The organism is Mycobacterium sp. AT1 (genome assembly GCF_002043095.1).
Taxonomy (GTDB): domain Bacteria; phylum Actinomycetota; class Actinomycetes; order Mycobacteriales; family Mycobacteriaceae; genus Mycobacterium.
The window spans coordinates 18,695-34,856 of the sequence record NZ_MVOC01000075.1; the positions used below are offsets into that span (position 1 = coordinate 18,695).

Genomic DNA, 16,162 nt, shown 5'->3' on the forward strand with positions numbered 1-16,162 from the left:
GTCGACGTTCGGGTGACGGATACCGGGACACCCTGCCTATCAGGGTGATTGGGTGTCGGATTCCGCACCGGCGGTGTCCGCGACGAGGCGGAACGGCACGGCCTCCTCCAGCTCGTAGGCGAGCCCCAGCAGCGTTGCCTCCCGACCAAGGCGTGCGCTGAACATCATGCCGACGGGCAGTCCGTCGGCGGAGTGGCTCAGGGGCAACGAGATAGCCGGGTCACCCGTGACGTTCTGCAACGGCGTGAACGCCACCCAGTCCACCAACCGCTCGATGATCTGGTCGTAGTCCGCGGACGGGTCGAGGTGCCCGACGCGCGGGGGCACGTCGGCCAGGGTCGGCGTCAACAGCACGTCGTAGTCCCGCACCCGGCTGAGCATCCGGCGACGCAGCGTCGCCAGCCGGGCGACCGCCACCGGAAGCCGGTGCAGATTGGCCGCCGCGAAGCCCTCCAATCCGAGGGTGAGGTTGTCGAGCTTGGCGCGGTCGAACGTGGCACCGAACCGACTCTTGCCGCCACGGACCAAGGCGAACGACAGCAGCGCCCAGTACAGCAGGAAGTCGTCGATGAAGGACTCCGGCACCGGCGGTGCGTCGAGATATTCGACGTGGTGTCCCAGGCTCTCCAGCAGCGCGGCGGTCCCGAGCGTGTGATCACGAACCTCTGGGCTGCACTCGCGTTTGACGGACTTGGTGAACACCGCGACGCGCAGCCGGGCCCGTCCCGGCCGAGTCACGTCGCCGATTGGCTCCAGCCTTGGGCTGCGCCAGACGTTCTCGGCCTCGCGATAGAACGCAGCGGTGTCACGGACCGACCGGGTGACGACCCCGTTGGCGACGATCCGGATCGGCATCTGGCGCATGTCGGCGTCCAGGGGCAGTCGGCCGCGCGACGGCTTGAGACCCACCAGCCCGTTGCACGACGCGGGGATGCGGATCGACCCTCCGCCGTCGTTGGCGTGCGCGATCGGCACCACACCCGCGGCCACGAAGGCCCCCGAGCCCGACGAGGACGCCCCTGCGGTGTGGTCGGTGTTCCAGGGATTGCGGACCGCGCCGAGCCGGGCATGTTCGGCGACGGCACTGAAGCCGAACTCCGACATCTGGGTCTTGCCGAGCGCGACCAGGCCCGTCGACAGGTAGGTGCGGGCGAAGTCGCCGTTGGCGAGCTCTGGCCGCGGGTGCCACGCGTCGGCACCCTCCATCGTCGGCATGCCCTCGACGGCGACGTTGTCCTTGACATAGGTGGGCACCCCGTCGAAGAACCCGCCGTAGGGGGTTTTCGCGGCGGCGCGTACGCGGGCCGCGGCGAAGGCCTCGTAGGCCAGACCGTTCAGCTGCGGGTTGACCTTCTCGGTGCGGGCGATCGCCGCCTCGACGACCTCAACCCGCGACACCGCACCCGATCGGATGGCCTCGGCGACACCGACCGCGTCCAGTCGTCCGAGTGCGTCGTCGTCGAATGCCGAAACGAGGGTCATCCCCCGACGCTAGCAACGGCCTGCCCGCCGAAAAGAGAAACCCCGCGCCCGCCGGGATCACCGGCGGAGACGCGGGGTCTCCCTAGCTGAGCGATTGGTGCGTCGCTCAAGTCGTGGCGCCTAGGAGCGACCGACCTCGAAGCGGACGAACCGCGTGACGGTCAATCCGGCGTCCTCGATCAGAGCCTTGACGCTCTTCTTGTCATCGGAGATCGCCGACTGCTCCAGAAGGACGACGTCCTTGAAGTAACCGGTCAGACGACCTTCGATGATCTTCTGCATGGCCTGCTCGGGCTTGCCCTCTTCGCGAGCGGTCTCCTCGGCGATGCGACGCTCGTTGGCGACGGCTTCGGCGGGGACGTCCTCACGCGTGAGGTACTTGGCCTTCATCGACGCCACCTGCAGCGCAACGGCGTGCGCAACCTCGGCATTGCCACCGGTGTACTCGACGAGCACGCCGACCGCGGGCGGGAGGTCGGACGACCGCTTGTGCAGGTACGCCTCGACCGTGCCGTCGAAGTAGGCGACGCGGCGAAGTTCGAGCTTCTCGCCGATCTTGGCCGAGAGGTCGGCGATGACCTGCTCGACGGTCTTGTCGCCGATCTTCGCGGCCTTCAGTGCGTCGACGTCGGCTGCCTTGGACTCGGCAGCGGCGTTGACGATCTGCGCCGCCACGGACTGGAATTCCTCGTTCTTCGCGACGAAGTCCGTTTCCGAGTTCAGCTCGATCAGTGCGCCACCCTTGGCGGCGACCAGACCTTCGGCCGTCGCACGCTCGGCGCGCTTGCCGACGTCCTTGGCACCCTTGATGCGCAGGACCTCGACGGCCCGCTCGAAGTCACCGTCGGCTTCGACCAGGGCGTTCTTGCAGTCGAGCATGCCCGAGCCGGTCAGCTCCCGAAGTCGCTTGACGTCGGCAGCGGTGTAGTTCGCCAATTTCTCTCTCCTACGAAGATTCAGTGGTCGTCTCGGTGGCGACCGGCGCCGCCTCGACGGGAGCAGCAGCCGCCGGTGCGGTGGCGGTGGCGAGCAGTTCCTGCTCCCACTCGGCCAACGGCTCGGCAGCACCCTCGGCGGCACCCTTGTCGGCGCCGGCACCCGAGCGGGCCTTGAGCCCCTCGGCGACCGCGGAGGCGATCACCTTGGTGAGCAGCGCAGCCGAGCGGATCGCGTCGTCGTTACCCGGGATCGGGTAGTCGACCAGGTCGGGATCGCAGTTGGTGTCCAGGATCGCGAGGATCGGGATGTTCAACTTGCGAGCTTCCGCGACCGCGAGGTGCTCCTTGTTGGTGTCGACGACCCAGATCGCCGAGGGCACCTTCTGCATGTCGCGGATACCACCGAGGCTGCGCTCGAGCTTGTTCTTCTCGCGCGTCAGCATCAAGATTTCCTTCTTGGTGCGACCCTCGAAGCCACCGGTCTGCTCCATGGCCTCCAGTTCCTTCATCCGCTGAAGGCGCTTGTGCACGGTCTGGAAGTTGGTGAGCATGCCACCGAGCCAGCGCTGGTTGACGAAGGGCATCCCGACTCGGGTTGCCTCGTCGGCGATGGACTCCTGCGCCTGCTTCTTGGTACCGACGAACATGATGCTGCCGCCGTGGGCGACGGTTTCCTTGACGAACTCGTACGCCGTGTCGATGTACGTCAGCGTCTGCTGCAAGTCGATGATGTAGATGCCGTTGCGGTCCGTGAAGATGAATCGCTTCATCTTGGGATTCCAACGGCGGGTCTGGTGCCCGAAGTGCGCGCCGCTGTCAAGCAGCTGCTTCATTGTTACGACAGCCATGAGTGGCTTTGTCCTTCTTCAGTCGGTTGTCGTCCGGCACCGGGTGATGCCGAACCCTGGCGGCCGTTGCATACCGGACCCGTGTCGAGGAATTCCCCAACATGGGACCAACCGGCATGCGCGTGCAACCCTGGAAGTACGGGGCTGCGGCACGGGCGCGCGAAGTCAACCCGCTCACACGGATTGCGGGACTGAGTTTACACCGTTGACATGCGTGCTCTTGCCACGCGGCGCTACACAGTCGTCGTTTCATCCACAGATGCCGGTTGACGCCTTTCCCCGACGCCGATTCGCACGCTGAACTGGTGCGATGAGATTGCTTGCGACGGTGACGGCGGTCGGCTTGCTCACCGCCGTACCCGCGGGCGCCGTCCCCGACCGACTGGACTGGCCGCTGCGACCGAGACCGGCCGTGGTCCGGGCGTTCGACGCTCCCGCGCCGAACTGGAATCGCGGGCACCGCGGTGTCGACCTCGCCGCGGCGACCGGTCAGACGGTGTACGCCGCCGCGTCGGGCACGGTCGTCTTCGCTGGTGAGCTGGCGGGGCGACCGCTCGTCTCGATCGCCCACCCCGGCGGTCTGCGCACCACCTACGAACCGGTGGACGCGGTGGTGCGCGCGGGACAGCTGGTCGACGCGGGAAGTGCGGTCGGCACGGTGGTCGCCGGTCATCCCGGCTGTGGTGCCGAGGCGTGCCTGCACTGGGGTGCGATGTGGGGTCCGGCATCGCGTGCCGACTACGTCGACCCGCTCGGTCTCGTCGTCACCACTCCCGTTCGACTCAAGCCCTTGGGTGCGCCTGGTCGTGCACCGCTCGTAGGCGCGCCACCGTGACGTGGGTGTAGAGCTGCGTGGTCGCCAGCGACGAGTGACCGAGGAGCTCTTGGACGACGCGCAGATCGGCCCCGCCCTCGAGCAGGTGCGTCGCCGCGCTGTGCCGCAAGCCGTGGGGACCGATGTCGGGGGCGCCGTCGACGGCGGCCATGGTCTGGTGCACCACGGTGCGGGCTTGGCGCGGGTCGATGCGCCCACCCCTGGCGCCGAGCAGGAGTGCGGCACCCGAGGTCGGTGTGGCCAATGCCGGCCTGCCGTCGGTGAGCCACGCGCTGAACGCCCGAAGCACGGGTTCGCCGAACGGAACCGTGCGTTGCTTGTCGCCCTTGCCGAGCACGCGCAGGACCCGTTGCCCGGTGTCCACGTCGTCGACGTCGAGACCGCACAGCTCGCTGACGCGAATTCCCGTGGCGTACAACGTCTCGACGATCAGCCGGTCCCGCAGCGCCATCGGATCGCCCTGCTGAGCGCCAGACGTGGCGGCGTTCATGGCGTCGAGCGCCTGGTCCTGACGCAGCACGGCGGGCAGGGAACGACGGGACCGTGGCACCTGCAGGCGGGCCGCGGGATCGCTCTCGATCAGACCGCGTCGCAGGGCCCAGGCAGTGAACGTCTTCACCGCCGAGGTCCTCCGCGCCAGCGTCGTCCGCGCGGCACCGGCCGCGGCTTGGGACGACAGCCACGACCTCAGCACCGGGAGCGTGAGACGGTCCAGCGACGGCTGCTCGCCGGCCTGCTTGCCGAGGAAGGCGAACAGCGAACGCAGATCTCCGAGGTAGGCGCGGCGGGTGTGCTCCGAACGGCCGCGTTGCAGCGCGAGGTATTCGTCGAACTCCTCGAACACCACCTCGACTGCCGCCGCCACTCCCCTACCGTGGCAGACGGGTGCCGGCGGCGCATTCGCGTCCACTCCGTGTCGGCAATTCGAGACCCGACGGTGACCCGGCTACGGCACTACCGCGGCACTCGCCGGATCGATCATGATCTTGGCGTGGGCCTCCGGATCACCAAGGGCGTCGAACGCCGCCTCGACGCCGTCCAACCCCACTGTGCCGGTGAGCAGTGGCGAACCGTCGACCTTGCCGTCGGCCAGCATGTGCAGGGTGTCGCGGAATTCCAGTGGCGTGTAACCGAATACGAAGCGCAAGTCGACTTCCTTGCTGATCGCCATGGCGGGACGCAGTTTGTCCTCACCCATGCAGACGCCGACCACGACGACACGCGAGCTCAGCGGAGCGGCGCCAACGATGCCGTCGATCATCCCCGGAACGCCGACGCACTCGAAGATCACCGGCCGCTTCGGGCCTGCCGCGCCAAGCGCGTCGGCGGCGCGGTAGACGTGTGACCACCCGGGAAGCTTGCGCAGCTTCTCCATCGAGCCCATCCCCAGTTCGTAGAGGGCGGGCGCCTTGGTGATCATGCCCTTGCTTCCCGCGCGTTCGTACGGTGAGTCGACGGCCGGGTCGACCACCACGTCCGCACCGCACTTCGTCGCGAGAGCCCTTCTACCGGAAGAGAAGTCGCTGGCGACGACGGTCTTCACCCCGGATGCCTTGAGGTGACTGATCACGGCCAGCCCAACCGGGCCGCAGCCGACCACGATCGCGACGTCACCCTTGCCGATCTCGCTGCGGCGCACCGCGTGCAACGCCACCGCCATCGGCTCGGTGAGGGCGGCGACGTCGACCGACAGCCCGTTGGGCACGACGAAGCTCATCGCGGCTTCGGCGAGCACACGCTCGGCGTAACCGCCGGGCGCCAGCGGTGACAGCCCGGTCAGGTGCACCCCGCCGGCGGCCCGTATCAAAGGAAACGAGACGACCAGCGTCCCCACCTTGAATTCCTTGGCGACCCCGCGTCCCCGCTCGGCCACCTCGCCGGAGAACTCGTGGCCCATCACCACCGGGGTGTCGGCTCGCATGAAGTCCTCGTAGCCCACCGCCTTCATGACGTCTTCCAGCTCGCCGGCGTGGTGGCGGGCGTGCAGGTCGGAACCGCATATGCCGCAACGCTTCACGTCGAGGACGAGTTGCCCCTTCTGCGGCCGTGGCTCGTCGGCGTCGACGACGTCCAGAATGCCGTCGAGGCAACGCACCGCCCTCATCGGGACACTCCCGCCGACTCGAGGCGCCGTAGCGCATCCGGCACCAGGTCATCGAGCGAGGGATATCCGTCGACGGCCATGATGAGGTCCGCCTCGGCGAGCAGGGATCGCAAGACGTGCACCACGCCGTCGGCGCCGCCGAGGGCCATGCCGTAAGCGTACGGCCGTCCGACACCGACCGCGGTGGCGCCCAACGCCAACGCCTTCACGACGTCGGCACCGCTGCGGATGCCTGAGTCGAACAGCACCGGTACCCCGTTGGCTGCGTCGACGACGCCCGGCAGGCAGTCGATCGCCGGCAGTCCCCCGTTGGCCTGTCGCCCGCCGTGATTGCTGCAGTAGATGCCGTCGACGCCGCCGTCGACCGCCCTGCGGACGTCGTCGGGATGCTGAATGCCCTTGACGAGAAGCGGGAGCGTGGTCAGCGATCTCAACCACGGTAAGTCGTTCCAGGACAACGAGTTTCCGAAGACCGAGATCCACTTTAGGATCGCGGCCTGTGGGTTCTCCTCGGGGGTCTGCGCGAGTGAGGCGCGGAAGACCGGGTCGCTGGTGTAGTTCGACAGGCAGTGCCCGCGCAGCTGTGGGAAGTTCGACGTCGAAAGGTCGCGGGGGCGCCAGCCGGGAATCCAGGTGTCCAACGTGACGACGATTCCCTTGTAGCCCGCGGCCTCGGCCCGAGAGACCAGGCTGGCCGCCAGGTCACGATCGGTTGGCGTGTAGAGCTGGAAGAAGCCGGGGGTGTCACCGAACTCGGCGGCGACCTCCTCCAAGGGGTCGGCCGTCAACGTCGAGGTGATCATCGGAACCCCGGTGCGGGCGGCCGCCCTCGCCGCTGCCAGGTCACCGTGACCGTCCTGCGCGCACAAGCCGATGACCCCGACGGGCGCCATGAACAACGGCGAGGGCAGCGTCATCCCGAACAGCTCGATCGAGACGTCGCGCTCCTTGGCGCCGACGAACATTCGCGGCACCAGGCCCCAGCGTTCGAACGCCGTGACGTTGACCCGCTGCGTGCGCTCGTCGCCCGCGCCGCCTGCCACGTAGGACCACAGTGACGGGGACATCGCGGCCTTGGCCTTGGCCTCCAGTTCGGCGAATGCCATCGGGTAGGACGGCAGGACTCCGGAAAGGCCCTGGAGATAGATCTCGAGCTGATAGTCACCGAATGCCATGGGTCTAAGCCTGCCAGCCCGGGTCAGCCGGCGGACGGAGACTCCGCTTTCGCCAGCTCGGCCTTCCATTGCCGGAAGGTCTCCTCGGTGCGACCGCGCCGCCAGTAACCGGAGATCGACGCCCACTTCGCGTCGACGCCGCGTTCCTTGCGGATGTAGGACCGCAGGTTGTGCATGACGGCTTGGGCCTCGCCGTGGATGAAGACCTGCACCTGGCCGGGCCGCCACAGGACCTCCTTGACCGCCTCGACCAGGGGCGCGTGGTCACCGGCGCGTTCCTCGGGGACCAGGTCGGCGCGACCGCCGCGGTAGATCCAGCGAATCTGGACGCCCTCGGGGGCGATCAACTCGATCTCGTCGTCGGGGCCACTGACCTCGACGAAGACGAACCCGATGGCATCCGGCGCCATCGCCTCGAGGGCGGCGCTGATCGCGGGCAGCCCCGACTCGTCGCCGGCCAACAGGTGCCAGTCGGCGGCGGGGTCGGGTGCATAGGCGCCGCTGGGACCCATCAGGTAGGCGGGGTCGCCCGGCTTGACCGACGCCGCCCACGGGCCCGCCACGCCGTGGTCGCCGTGGACGACGAAGTCGACGCTGATCTCGCCGCGCTCGCGGTCGACCTTGCGGACGGTGTAGGTCCTGACGACGGGCTGGTACTCGTCGGGCAGCTCCTTGAAGCTGTCGAGGGTCAACGGCGTCGGGAGCGTCGAGACGTCGGTTCCCGAACGGGGCAGCACGATCTTGACGTAGGAGTCGGTGAAGTCGGTGGGAGTGAACGTGGTGAAGCCCCCGCCGAGAACCACTCGGATCATGTGGGGCGTCAGCTGTTCGCTGCGCACCACGTCGAAGGTGTGGATCGGACGGCCTGCCACGGTCACCTCTTTGCATTCGTCGGTTGGCGCCTTCGACTATACGAGCGGGTGGGGTCGAGTGGCTGCCTACCGTGCGAGCACGCCTGCGGTGAACTTGGGCTGGAAGTCCGTCGTCAGCAGGGCGCCGAAGTTGTCCTCGCGATTGCCTCGGTTGGCGGTGTCGACGTCGCGAATGCTGTAGACGAACGCCGGCCCGGCCCACCCCGCGGCGGCCAGTCCGGCGAGCACGTCGAGGATCTGCTTGGCCTGCTCCTGCTGGCTGACGCCCTCCGCGGCGGGATCGGAGGTTGGCGCCCCGAACTCGGTCATCCACACCTTCTTGTCGCCGTCGCCGTTGAGCGTCATGACGTCGTGGGCGCGTGCGAGGTCGGACCACGCGTTGTCCGGGTCGGCGGCCAGGCCGGCGGGAAAGACGTAGGGGTGCATGGCAACTGCGTCGAAGTAACCCTTCGCGCCGTTGACGTACATGTCGTTGAGGAAGTTCGCGGGTCCGTCGACGCCGACGGCGGGGCTGAGCCCCGCCGAGATGACGGTGCTGTTCGGCTGCACCGCCTTGATCGCCGGGTAGGCAGCCTTCAGCAGGCCGACGTAGACGGCGGCGCGACTATCGGCGAACCCGAGGAACCGCGGCAGGTTCGGTTCGTTCCACAGTTCCCAATCGGTCACGCGGTCGCGGTAGCGCTTGGCGACGGCGGCCGCGAAGGTCGCGTAGTCGGCCGCGTCGGTCGGTGGTGCGTACAGCGCAGTGCCGGGGGCCTTGGCCCAGTCCGGGGTGTTGGTGATCAGACCGAGCACCCGCATTCCCCTGGCCCGGGCGCCGTCGATCCAGTGATCCACGTAGCCCCAGTCGTATTCGCCCTTCACCTTCTCGACGGCGTGCCAGTCGACGTGCACCCTCAACCAGCGCGCGTTGGTGAGTGCGGCCGCGTCCAGTTCGCGGTCCGCGTCCTCGGCGCTCATCCAAATTTGTGAGGCGCCAACACTGAATCCGTAGCCGTCGGCCGGCACCACTGGCTCGGCCTCGGCGATGCGACAACCGGCGACGGTCGCCGTGACGAGCAACAACATCAGGGCAAGGCAGCGGCTCCATGTTCCGACGCCGCGCATGGGGTCAACTTACCGGAGCCGCGCTCAACCAGAGGTCGACGACAGCTCGGCGAGATACGAGGCGCGGCACGCTTGGCGCGCCAGTTTGCCGCTGGTGGTGCGGTCGATCGAGCCCGCGGCCACGATCCGCACGTCCGCGACGGCGACGGCGTGACGGCGCGCCACCGCTGCGGTGATGTCGGCAACCACGGCGGCATGTTCCACGCGCCCCGCCCCTGCGGCGCGTTCGGCGACGATCACGACTCGTTCGCCGGAGTCGTTCGTGCGCCGATGCTGCGGAAGCACGTCGACGGGCACGGTGAAGGCGGCGACGTAGCCGGACCGGACGACCCGCGAGCTTTCCGAGACGGTCGCCTCGATGTCCTGCGGATAGTGGTTGCGTCCGTCGACGATGATGAGGTCCTTCATGCGGCCGGTGAGGTACAGCTCGCCGTCGAGGAAGACACCGAGGTCACCGGTTCGCAACCAGAGGCCGTCGTGCGGGGCGCCCTCGGCGTGGCTGCCGCTCGCCAACCGCACCAGCAACTTGTTGCGAAACGTCTGCTCCGTCTCGAGTTCCCGGCCCCAGTAGCCTCCGCCGATATTGTTGCCGTGCAACCAGATTTCGCCGATGTATCCGTCGGCCAGCTCCGCACCGTGCTCGGAGTCGACGATTGCGCCCCACTGGCTACGCACCATCTGCCCGCAGGAGACGTGGGCGACGCCGTTCGCGCCGGGTTCCACCGGAACGGCACGGCCTGCGGACAGCGCCTCGCGGTCGAGGAAGATCGCGGTCGGCTCGGCGTCGGGGGCGATGCTGGCCACCGACAACGTAGCTTCGGCCATGCCGTAGGACGGTTTGATGGCGCTGCGCGCCAGGCCGTAGGGGGCGAAAGCCGCCACGAACTGGTCGACGGCCGTCGGCGTGACCGGCTCCGATCCGTTGAGCAACCCGGCCACGTTGCTGAGGTCGAGGGCCTCGCCCGCGGCGGGTCGCCCTCGCTGGGCGGCCAGTTCGAATGCGAAATTGGGTGCGGCGGCGAAGGTTCGGCCGTGGGCGCCCTCGTCCGCAAGCGCCTTGATCCACCGGTGCGGTCGCCGCACGAAGGCTTGCGGTGACATCAGCGTGATGTGTCCCCCGCACAGCGCCGGGAACATGATCATCACCAGACCCATGTCGTGGTGCAGTGGCAGCCAACTCACACTGCGGATGTCGGTGTCGAGCCCGCCGGCGAGAATCATCTGGGCGACGTTGGTACACACCGCCCGGTGGCTGATCTCGACGCCAGCCGGGACGCGAGTCGACCCCGAGGTGTACTGCAGATAGGCGATGTCGTCGGTGGCCAGGTGCACGGGGTTGAACAGGTCGCCGACCGTGTCGGGCACCGCGTCGACCGCGATCATTCGTGGGCGGAGGCTCCGAGGACGCTTGCGGAGAAACGTCGTAATCGATTCTGCAGCTGGGCTCGTCGTCAGGATTACCGAGGGTGTCGCGTCGGCGATCACCGATTCGAGCCGTTCGGCCTGGCCGGCGAATTCGGGTGCGAACAGCGGCACGGCGATGCACCCCGCCTGGATCGCGGCGAAGAAGCCCACCACGTAGTCGAGACCCTGAGGTGCCAAGATCGCCACGCGCTCCCCAGGCGTGGTCACCTGTTGGAGCCGACCTGCGACGGCTCGCACCCGTTCCCCAAGTTCGGTCCAGGTCAGCTCGATCGCCGACCCGGCGTCCTCACGGGAATAGTCCAGAAACCGGTACGCCGGCGCCCCGCCGAGCTGACGAGTGTTGCGGTCCAAGTGCGAAATCAGCGTGACCCCATCGGGGATCGCGACATTACCCTCGGGGTCAAGAAAGTCGCCGAGGGCACTCTCGGATTGATCAACGTTGTCCTGCAAGGCTTCCCGACCCATATGCCGACAATAGTAGGACGGCTAACCTTTGGATGACCAGAATCCCTGTGTCACTCGTCACGTGGAGCCGCTTACGACGACTTGGTCTCAGTAGCCGACCAACCCGCGACCACGGCATTCACCGCGCGGCGATCCGCCACCGGCCCTCCTGCCGCCGCACCAGACCGGCGAGCTCCAAAGTCGCCAGCGGGCCCAGCAATTCGGTTGGCGGCAGACCGGCGGCCACCGCAAGCTGGTCGACGGTGCGGGCACCACGGGCTGGCAGGGCGTCGTAGGTGCGAAGCTCGACGTCGGTGAGGCCGTCCAGAGGCGAGACCGGCCGGCCCGGTTCGGGGGCCAGCTCGCCAGCTGCCCCGACAACTTCGACGACCTCCTCGACCCGCGTCACGAGGAGTGCCCCGTTTCTGATCAGCACGTGGCACCCCGCCGAGGCCGACGACGTCACCGGGCCGGGATAGGCGCAGACCGGGCGACCGAGGGCCTCCGCCCAACTGGCGGTGTTGGCAGCGCCGCTGCGCAGCCCCGCCTCGATCACCACCGTCGCACCGGAGAGAGCGGCGACCAGGCGGTTGCGGGTGAGGAACCGGTGTCGCGCCGGCCGCACGCCCGGCGGATATTCGCTGACCAGCAGTCCCTGTTCGGCGACCCGGCGCAGCATCGCGGTGTGCGCGGACGGGTAGGGCACGTCGATCCCACCGGCCAACACGGCGACGGTGAGGCCTTCGGCGCCGAGTGTCGCCCGGTGGGCGACCCCGTCGATCCCGAACGCGCCGCCCGAGACGACGGCCACGTCGCGCTCCGCGAGCCCGGCGGCCAAGTCCGCGGCCTGGTGCTCGCCGTACGACGTCGCCGCCCGCGTTCCCACGATGGCGCAGGAACGCTCGGCGACGTCGGCCAGCGAGTCCTCCCCGATCACCCACAGCACCATCGGCGCGACACCGGTCGGGCGGTCACACACCGGTCTCCCCCTGAACGAGGCGAAGGCCAGCAACGGCCAATCGGGATCGTCTGGGGTCACCAGCCGACCACCAAGCCGAGCCAGTGCCTCCAAATCTGCTGCCGCACGGTCGACGTCACGACGCGCCTCGGTGATCCGCTGCAGCTTCTCGTCCTTCAGCCGACCAGTCTTGATCCGCGTCGCCGCCTCGACGGGTCCGACGTCCGCCACGAAGGCCGACAATTCCCTGGACGGCGGTTCGACGACACGCGACAGGTAGGCCCAAGACCTGTCCTCGTCGGTCATCGCGCACCTCCGGCCTGCCGGAAGCTCAGCGCGGTGTTGACGTCGTCCAACACCGGCATCGTGCGGCCCTTCAGGTCGGCGAGAGTCCACGCGACACGCAGAGTTCGATCCACGCCACGGACGCTCAGATCGCCCTTGTCGAGGGCGGATCGCAGCGGCGCCATCACCGTCCGGTCCAGACGGAACCGGCGCCTCAGCAGTGGTCCGCTGACCTCGGCGTTGGTGCGCACCCCGTGGGGCGCCCACCTCGCCGCCGCCGCGTCGCGGGCCGCGGCCACCCGATCGCGCACCACGGCCGTGGACTCCCCCTCCTCGGAGCCGATCGACCCCGAGGGCACCGGATGCACTTCCACCCGCAGATCCACGCGATCCATCAGCGGACCGGACAACTTGCCGAGATATCGCCGCTTGACGACCGCGGGACAGACGCAGTCACTGGACCTCGCCGGCGCGCACGGACACGGGTTGGCCGCCATCACCAGCTGAAACCGGGCGGGGTACTGCGAGACCCCGTCTCGGCGGGCCAGCCGAATCTCGCCGTCCTCCAACGGCGTTCGCAGGGCTTCGAGCACACTGGAGCCAATCTCGGCACACTCGTCGAGGAAGAGCACTCCGCGGTGCGCACGGCTCACCGCCCCGGGACGCGCAAGACCAGAGCCGCCGCCCACCATCGCGGCGACGGTCGACGTGTGGTGCGGTGCGACCAACACCGGCCTGGTGATCAGCGGCGTGCGCCCCGACAGGAGACCTGCCACCGAGTGGATGGCCGTGACCTCGAGTGACTCGTCGTGGGTGAGCGGAGGCAGCAGGCCGGGAAGCCGTTGCGCCAGCATGGTCTTGCCCACTCCCGGCGGACCGGTCAGCAGCAGGTGGTGGGCACCGGCTGCGGCGACCTCGACGGCGAACCTGGCGTGTGTCTGGCCGACGACGTCGGCGAGATCGGCGACCGGTTGGTCCTCGGCCGCCACCTCGGCCACGCGGTCGTCGAGGGCACCCTTGCCCGCCAACCACGCCTGCACCTGTCGTAGCGTCCTGGCTCCCCACACCTCGATGCCGTCCACCAGACTGGCCTCGGCCAGGTTGTCGATCGGCACCACGACCGACGGCCAGCCCTCCCGCTTGGCGGCCAGCACGGCGGGCAGTACGCCCTTGACCGGCCGAACGCGCCCGTCGAGGGCCAACTCGCCGAGCAACACGGTCTTGTCCAAACGCGCCCAGGACGTCTTCTTCTCCGCCGAGATCACGGCCATCGCCAAGGCGATGTCATACACCGAACCCATCTTCGGCAGAGTGGCCGGCGACAGCGCCAACGTCAGTCGGGTCTGCGGCCATTCGTTGCCGCAGTTGGTGATTGCCGCCCGCACCCGGTCGCGGGATTCCTGCAGCGCCGCGTCGGGCAGCCCGACCAGGTGCACCCCAGGCAGCCCGTTGGTGATGTCCGCCTCGATCTCCACGATCGTGCCGTCCACCCCGCGAACCGCGACCGAGTATGCCCGGCCCAGCGTCATCAGCCCACCGCCCGAAGGTGGGTGATCTCCGGCGTCGGGCTCCGCCCGATCCGCACGCCGACGACGTCGATGCGCACCTTCGACCAGCCGCGGTCCTGGGCGGCCAACCACAGGCCCGCCAACCGGCGCAACCGCCGGACCTTCTGCGGCGTCACCGCCTGCTCCACGCCACCGAAGCGGTCGCTGGTGCGCGTCTTCACCTCGACGAACACCACCGCAGCCGCCGCGGCGTCCACGGCGATCACGTCCAATTCGCCGTACCGGCATCGCCAGTTGCGGGCCAACACCGTCAGCCCCTGCGACGTCAGATAGTCGACCGCAAGTTGCTCACCGAGAGCGCCGATCTGGGCCCGAGTCCACGTTTCCGTCATGACCCCACCGTGCGGGTGTGCACCGACAGCCAACCCGAGAAATCACGGCGTCATCCACAGACGTCGATTCATCCACAGGCACCCCGGGAGTACTCGCTCGGAGAGCAGCCGGCCACCCGGGTGAACGCCGTCGTGAACGCGGTCGCGGACTGGTAGCCCACCCGCTGGGCCAGCTTCGCCACCGACGGCACCTCGGTTCTCAACAGGTCCTTGGCCACCGCCACGCGCCATTCCAAGAGGTACTGCATGGGCGTCAATCCCACTGTGCGGGTGAATCTTTGGGCGAACACCGCACGGGACACCGAGGCTACCGCGGCGAGCCGTTCGACGGTCCAGCCGCGCGCAACGTCGGCGTGCATCTCGCGCAGGGCCGGCGCGAGCACCGGATCCGCCAGCCCCGCAATCAGTCCCCTGCCGCCGCTGCCCAGGTCCGGCGCGGCGGGAAGCCGGGTGGCCTCGATCAACAGCACCTCGACGAGGCGCTTGAGGATCACGTCCCGGCTCGGCCCGTCGGTGTCGGCCTCCTCGGCGATGAGTTCGACGAGCCGGGTCAGCCTGGCCGCACCCGGTCGTCCACCCCGGACCAGGACGACCGGCGGCAGGAGCGCCACCAACAGAGCCGCACTGGCCGGGTCGAACCGAAAGTACCCACCGAGCATCCGCATGGTGACCGGCTCCGACTCGGGGCCGTGGTGAGTGTCGTGCGAATGGTCGAGCGGCGCGAAAGTCGGTGTCACGCCTGGGCTTCCACTCATGGTGAACTCCGGCGTCCGCGGGAACAGCAGGAAGTCGCCGTGTCGGAGTTCGACGGCGTCGAGCCCGTCGGGCTCCAGCAGGCATGACCCGTCGAGCATCAGGCAGAACGCTGGGTCGCCGTAGCGCGGCTTCCTGACGCTCCACTGTCCGGCGCCGGTGATGACCTTGGCCAGCACCGCCTCGGGACGCAACAGCGCCATCAGTTCCTCCATCGGTTCCGCGGCGCGCATACCGCAAACGCTAGCGTGCCGCCGCGCCGAACCGCCTCAGGTCAACTGGGCCAAGGCCATGGCATCGGCACCGGCGGCAAACCTCAGCCGGTCCGACGTGTCGTTGGCGGCCTCGAACACCACGTCGGCGACGTCGCCGGGGGTTGTCACTGCCCCGGGCCGACCGAACGAGTCCAGGATGGGCGCCGCGAACGGCAGGTACTCCTCGGGGATCAGCCCCGCCATCCGAGCGGTACCGTTGCTGGTGAAGGCGGTCGACGGCCCGTATCCCGGCTCGACGAGCTTGACGCGCACCCCGAAGAAGCCCAGCTCCAACGCCAGCGACCCGGAGAAGCCCTCGATGGCGGACTTGCTCGCGGTGTAGACCGCGGCCAGCGGCATGGCCGCCAGGGTGGTGCTCGAGGTGACGTTGACGATGACGCCGGAGCCCCGCGACCGCATCTGCGGGACGACGGCCTGAGTCATCGCCATCACACCGAAGGTGTTGGTGTCGAACAACTCTCGCGTGGTGTCCATCGGAGTGGCTTCGAACGCTCCGACGGCGCCGATACCCGCGTTGTTGACCAAGACGTCGACGGGCCCACTTGCCAGGACGGCGTCGGCAATGCTCTCGGGGTCGGTCACGTCCAGCGGCAACACCGTCAGCCGGTCCGAAGTAGGCAAGACGTCGGGGCGCGGGGTCCGCATGGTGGCGACGACGTCCCAGCCCTCGTCGAGGAACCTCTGCGCGGTGGCGAGGCCGTAGCCGGATGAACATCCCGTGATCAGCACTGTTGTCATGAACGAAAAGCTAACGGGCACAG

General features: G+C 68.6%; 15 protein-coding genes. 1 reads left to right on the forward strand and 14 read right to left on the reverse strand.

The features are described 5' to 3' along the window. Positions 1-39: 39 nt before the first annotated feature. The 3 genes from B1790_RS30125 to rpsB all read right to left on the reverse strand — a co-directional run bounded on the left by B1790_RS30125 (position 40) and on the right by rpsB (position 3,268). On the reverse strand, positions 40-1,482 hold the full coding sequence (locus B1790_RS30125) for an amidase (RefSeq protein WP_079926952.1): 1,443 nt from the start codon (positions 1,480-1,482) through the stop codon (positions 40-42). A gap of 120 nt (positions 1,483-1,602) precedes the next feature. Further along, positions 1,603-2,418 carry a translation elongation factor Ts gene (gene tsf, locus B1790_RS30130; RefSeq protein ID WP_079926953.1) on the reverse strand — a complete coding sequence of 272 codons (816 nt, stop codon included), beginning with the start codon at positions 2,416-2,418 and terminating at the stop codon, positions 1,603-1,605. 10 nt (positions 2,419-2,428) lie between these two features. Next, a complete protein-coding gene (gene rpsB, locus B1790_RS30135; protein ID WP_079926954.1) occupies positions 2,429-3,268 on the reverse strand; it encodes a 30S ribosomal protein S2 in 840 nt (279 codons plus the stop codon). Positions 3,269-3,578: 310 nt separating this feature from the next. Here rpsB and B1790_RS30140 point away from each other — a divergent pair, with 310 nt between their 5' ends. Beyond that, positions 3,579-4,103 (forward strand): M23 family metallopeptidase, encoded by a 525-nt coding sequence (locus B1790_RS30140; protein WP_079926955.1) that lies wholly within the window; start codon positions 3,579-3,581, stop codon positions 4,101-4,103. Here B1790_RS30140 and B1790_RS30145 read toward each other — a convergent pair. The 11 genes from B1790_RS30145 to B1790_RS30195 all read right to left on the reverse strand — a co-directional run bounded on the left by B1790_RS30145 (position 4,051) and on the right by B1790_RS30195 (position 16,139). Beyond that, entirely contained in the window at positions 4,051-4,950 is a 900-nt protein-coding gene (locus B1790_RS30145; protein ID WP_369832455.1) for a tyrosine recombinase XerC, read from the reverse strand. The genes B1790_RS30140 and B1790_RS30145 overlap by 53 nt on opposite strands. 99 nt (positions 4,951-5,049) lie before the next feature. Further along, positions 5,050-6,207, reverse strand: a complete 1,158-nt coding sequence (locus B1790_RS30150; RefSeq protein ID WP_079926957.1) for a zinc-binding dehydrogenase — start codon at positions 6,205-6,207, stop codon at positions 5,050-5,052. Further along, positions 6,204-7,382, reverse strand: coding sequence for an alpha-hydroxy-acid oxidizing protein (locus tag B1790_RS30155; RefSeq protein WP_079926958.1), 1,179 nt, complete (start codon positions 7,380-7,382; stop codon positions 6,204-6,206). Before B1790_RS30155 ends, B1790_RS30150 begins: the two co-directional genes overlap by 4 nt. Positions 7,383-7,405: 23 nt before the next feature. Then, a complete protein-coding gene (locus B1790_RS30160) occupies positions 7,406-8,254 on the reverse strand; it encodes a siderophore-interacting protein (RefSeq protein WP_079926985.1) in 849 nt (282 codons plus the stop codon). Between the two features lie 66 nt (positions 8,255-8,320). Then, positions 8,321-9,361, reverse strand: a complete 1,041-nt coding sequence (locus B1790_RS30165) for a cellulase family glycosylhydrolase (protein WP_079926959.1) — start codon at positions 9,359-9,361, stop codon at positions 8,321-8,323. A gap of 24 nt (positions 9,362-9,385) precedes the next feature. Continuing rightward, positions 9,386-11,251: a fatty acyl-AMP ligase gene (locus tag B1790_RS30170; RefSeq protein ID WP_079926960.1), complete on the reverse strand. Its 1,866-nt coding sequence runs from the start codon at positions 11,249-11,251 to the stop codon at positions 9,386-9,388. Positions 11,252-11,369: 118 nt separating this feature from the next. Next, positions 11,370-12,494, reverse strand: a complete 1,125-nt coding sequence (gene dprA / locus B1790_RS30175; protein WP_079926961.1) for a DNA-processing protein DprA — start codon at positions 12,492-12,494, stop codon at positions 11,370-11,372. Beyond that, positions 12,491-14,002, reverse strand: a complete 1,512-nt coding sequence (locus B1790_RS30180) for a YifB family Mg chelatase-like AAA ATPase (RefSeq protein ID WP_079926962.1) — start codon at positions 14,000-14,002, stop codon at positions 12,491-12,493. Before B1790_RS30180 ends, dprA begins: the two co-directional genes overlap by 4 nt. Continuing rightward, complete coding sequence (locus B1790_RS30185) at positions 14,002-14,373, reverse strand: YraN family protein (protein ID WP_079926963.1); 372 nt, start codon at positions 14,371-14,373, stop codon at positions 14,002-14,004. Before B1790_RS30185 ends, B1790_RS30180 begins: the two co-directional genes overlap by 1 nt. Positions 14,374-14,441: 68 nt before the next feature. Beyond that, positions 14,442-15,341: an AraC family transcriptional regulator gene (locus B1790_RS30190; RefSeq protein ID WP_079926986.1), complete on the reverse strand. Its 900-nt coding sequence runs from the start codon at positions 15,339-15,341 to the stop codon at positions 14,442-14,444. A gap of 54 nt (positions 15,342-15,395) precedes the next feature. Beyond that, positions 15,396-16,139 carry an SDR family oxidoreductase gene (locus B1790_RS30195; protein ID WP_079926964.1) on the reverse strand — a complete coding sequence of 248 codons (744 nt, stop codon included), beginning with the start codon at positions 16,137-16,139 and terminating at the stop codon, positions 15,396-15,398. Positions 16,140-16,162 lie beyond the last annotated feature (23 nt).

Bases quoted from the DNA above. Each gene is read 5' to 3' on its own strand.
- B1790_RS30180 (WP_079926962.1), bottom strand. From the start codon at position 14,002: ATGACGCTGGGCCGGGCATACTCGGTCGCGGTTCGCGGGGTGGACGGC.
- B1790_RS30155 (WP_079926958.1), bottom strand. From the start codon at position 7,382: ATGGCATTCGGTGACTATCAGCTCGAGATCTATCTCCAGGGCCTTTCC.
- B1790_RS30140 (WP_079926955.1), top strand. From the start codon at position 3,579: ATGAGATTGCTTGCGACGGTGACGGCGGTCGGCTTGCTCACCGCCGTA.
- B1790_RS30125 (WP_079926952.1), bottom strand. From the start codon at position 1,482: ATGACCCTCGTTTCGGCATTCGACGACGACGCACTCGGACGACTGGAC.
- B1790_RS30165 (WP_079926959.1), bottom strand. From the start codon at position 9,361: ATGCGCGGCGTCGGAACATGGAGCCGCTGCCTTGCCCTGATGTTGTTG.
- B1790_RS30150 (WP_079926957.1), bottom strand. From the start codon at position 6,207: ATGAGGGCGGTGCGTTGCCTCGACGGCATTCTGGACGTCGTCGACGCC.
- dprA (WP_079926961.1), bottom strand. From the start codon at position 12,494: ATGACCGACGAGGACAGGTCTTGGGCCTACCTGTCGCGTGTCGTCGAA.
- B1790_RS30185 (WP_079926963.1), bottom strand. From the start codon at position 14,373: ATGACGGAAACGTGGACTCGGGCCCAGATCGGCGCTCTCGGTGAGCAA.
- rpsB (WP_079926954.1), bottom strand. From the start codon at position 3,268: ATGGCTGTCGTAACAATGAAGCAGCTGCTTGACAGCGGCGCGCACTTC.
- B1790_RS30190 (WP_079926986.1), bottom strand. From the start codon at position 15,341: ATGGAGGAACTGATGGCGCTGTTGCGTCCCGAGGCGGTGCTGGCCAAG.
- B1790_RS30195 (WP_079926964.1), bottom strand. From the start codon at position 16,139: ATGACAACAGTGCTGATCACGGGATGTTCATCCGGCTACGGCCTCGCC.
- B1790_RS30170 (WP_079926960.1), bottom strand. From the start codon at position 11,251: ATGGGTCGGGAAGCCTTGCAGGACAACGTTGATCAATCCGAGAGTGCC.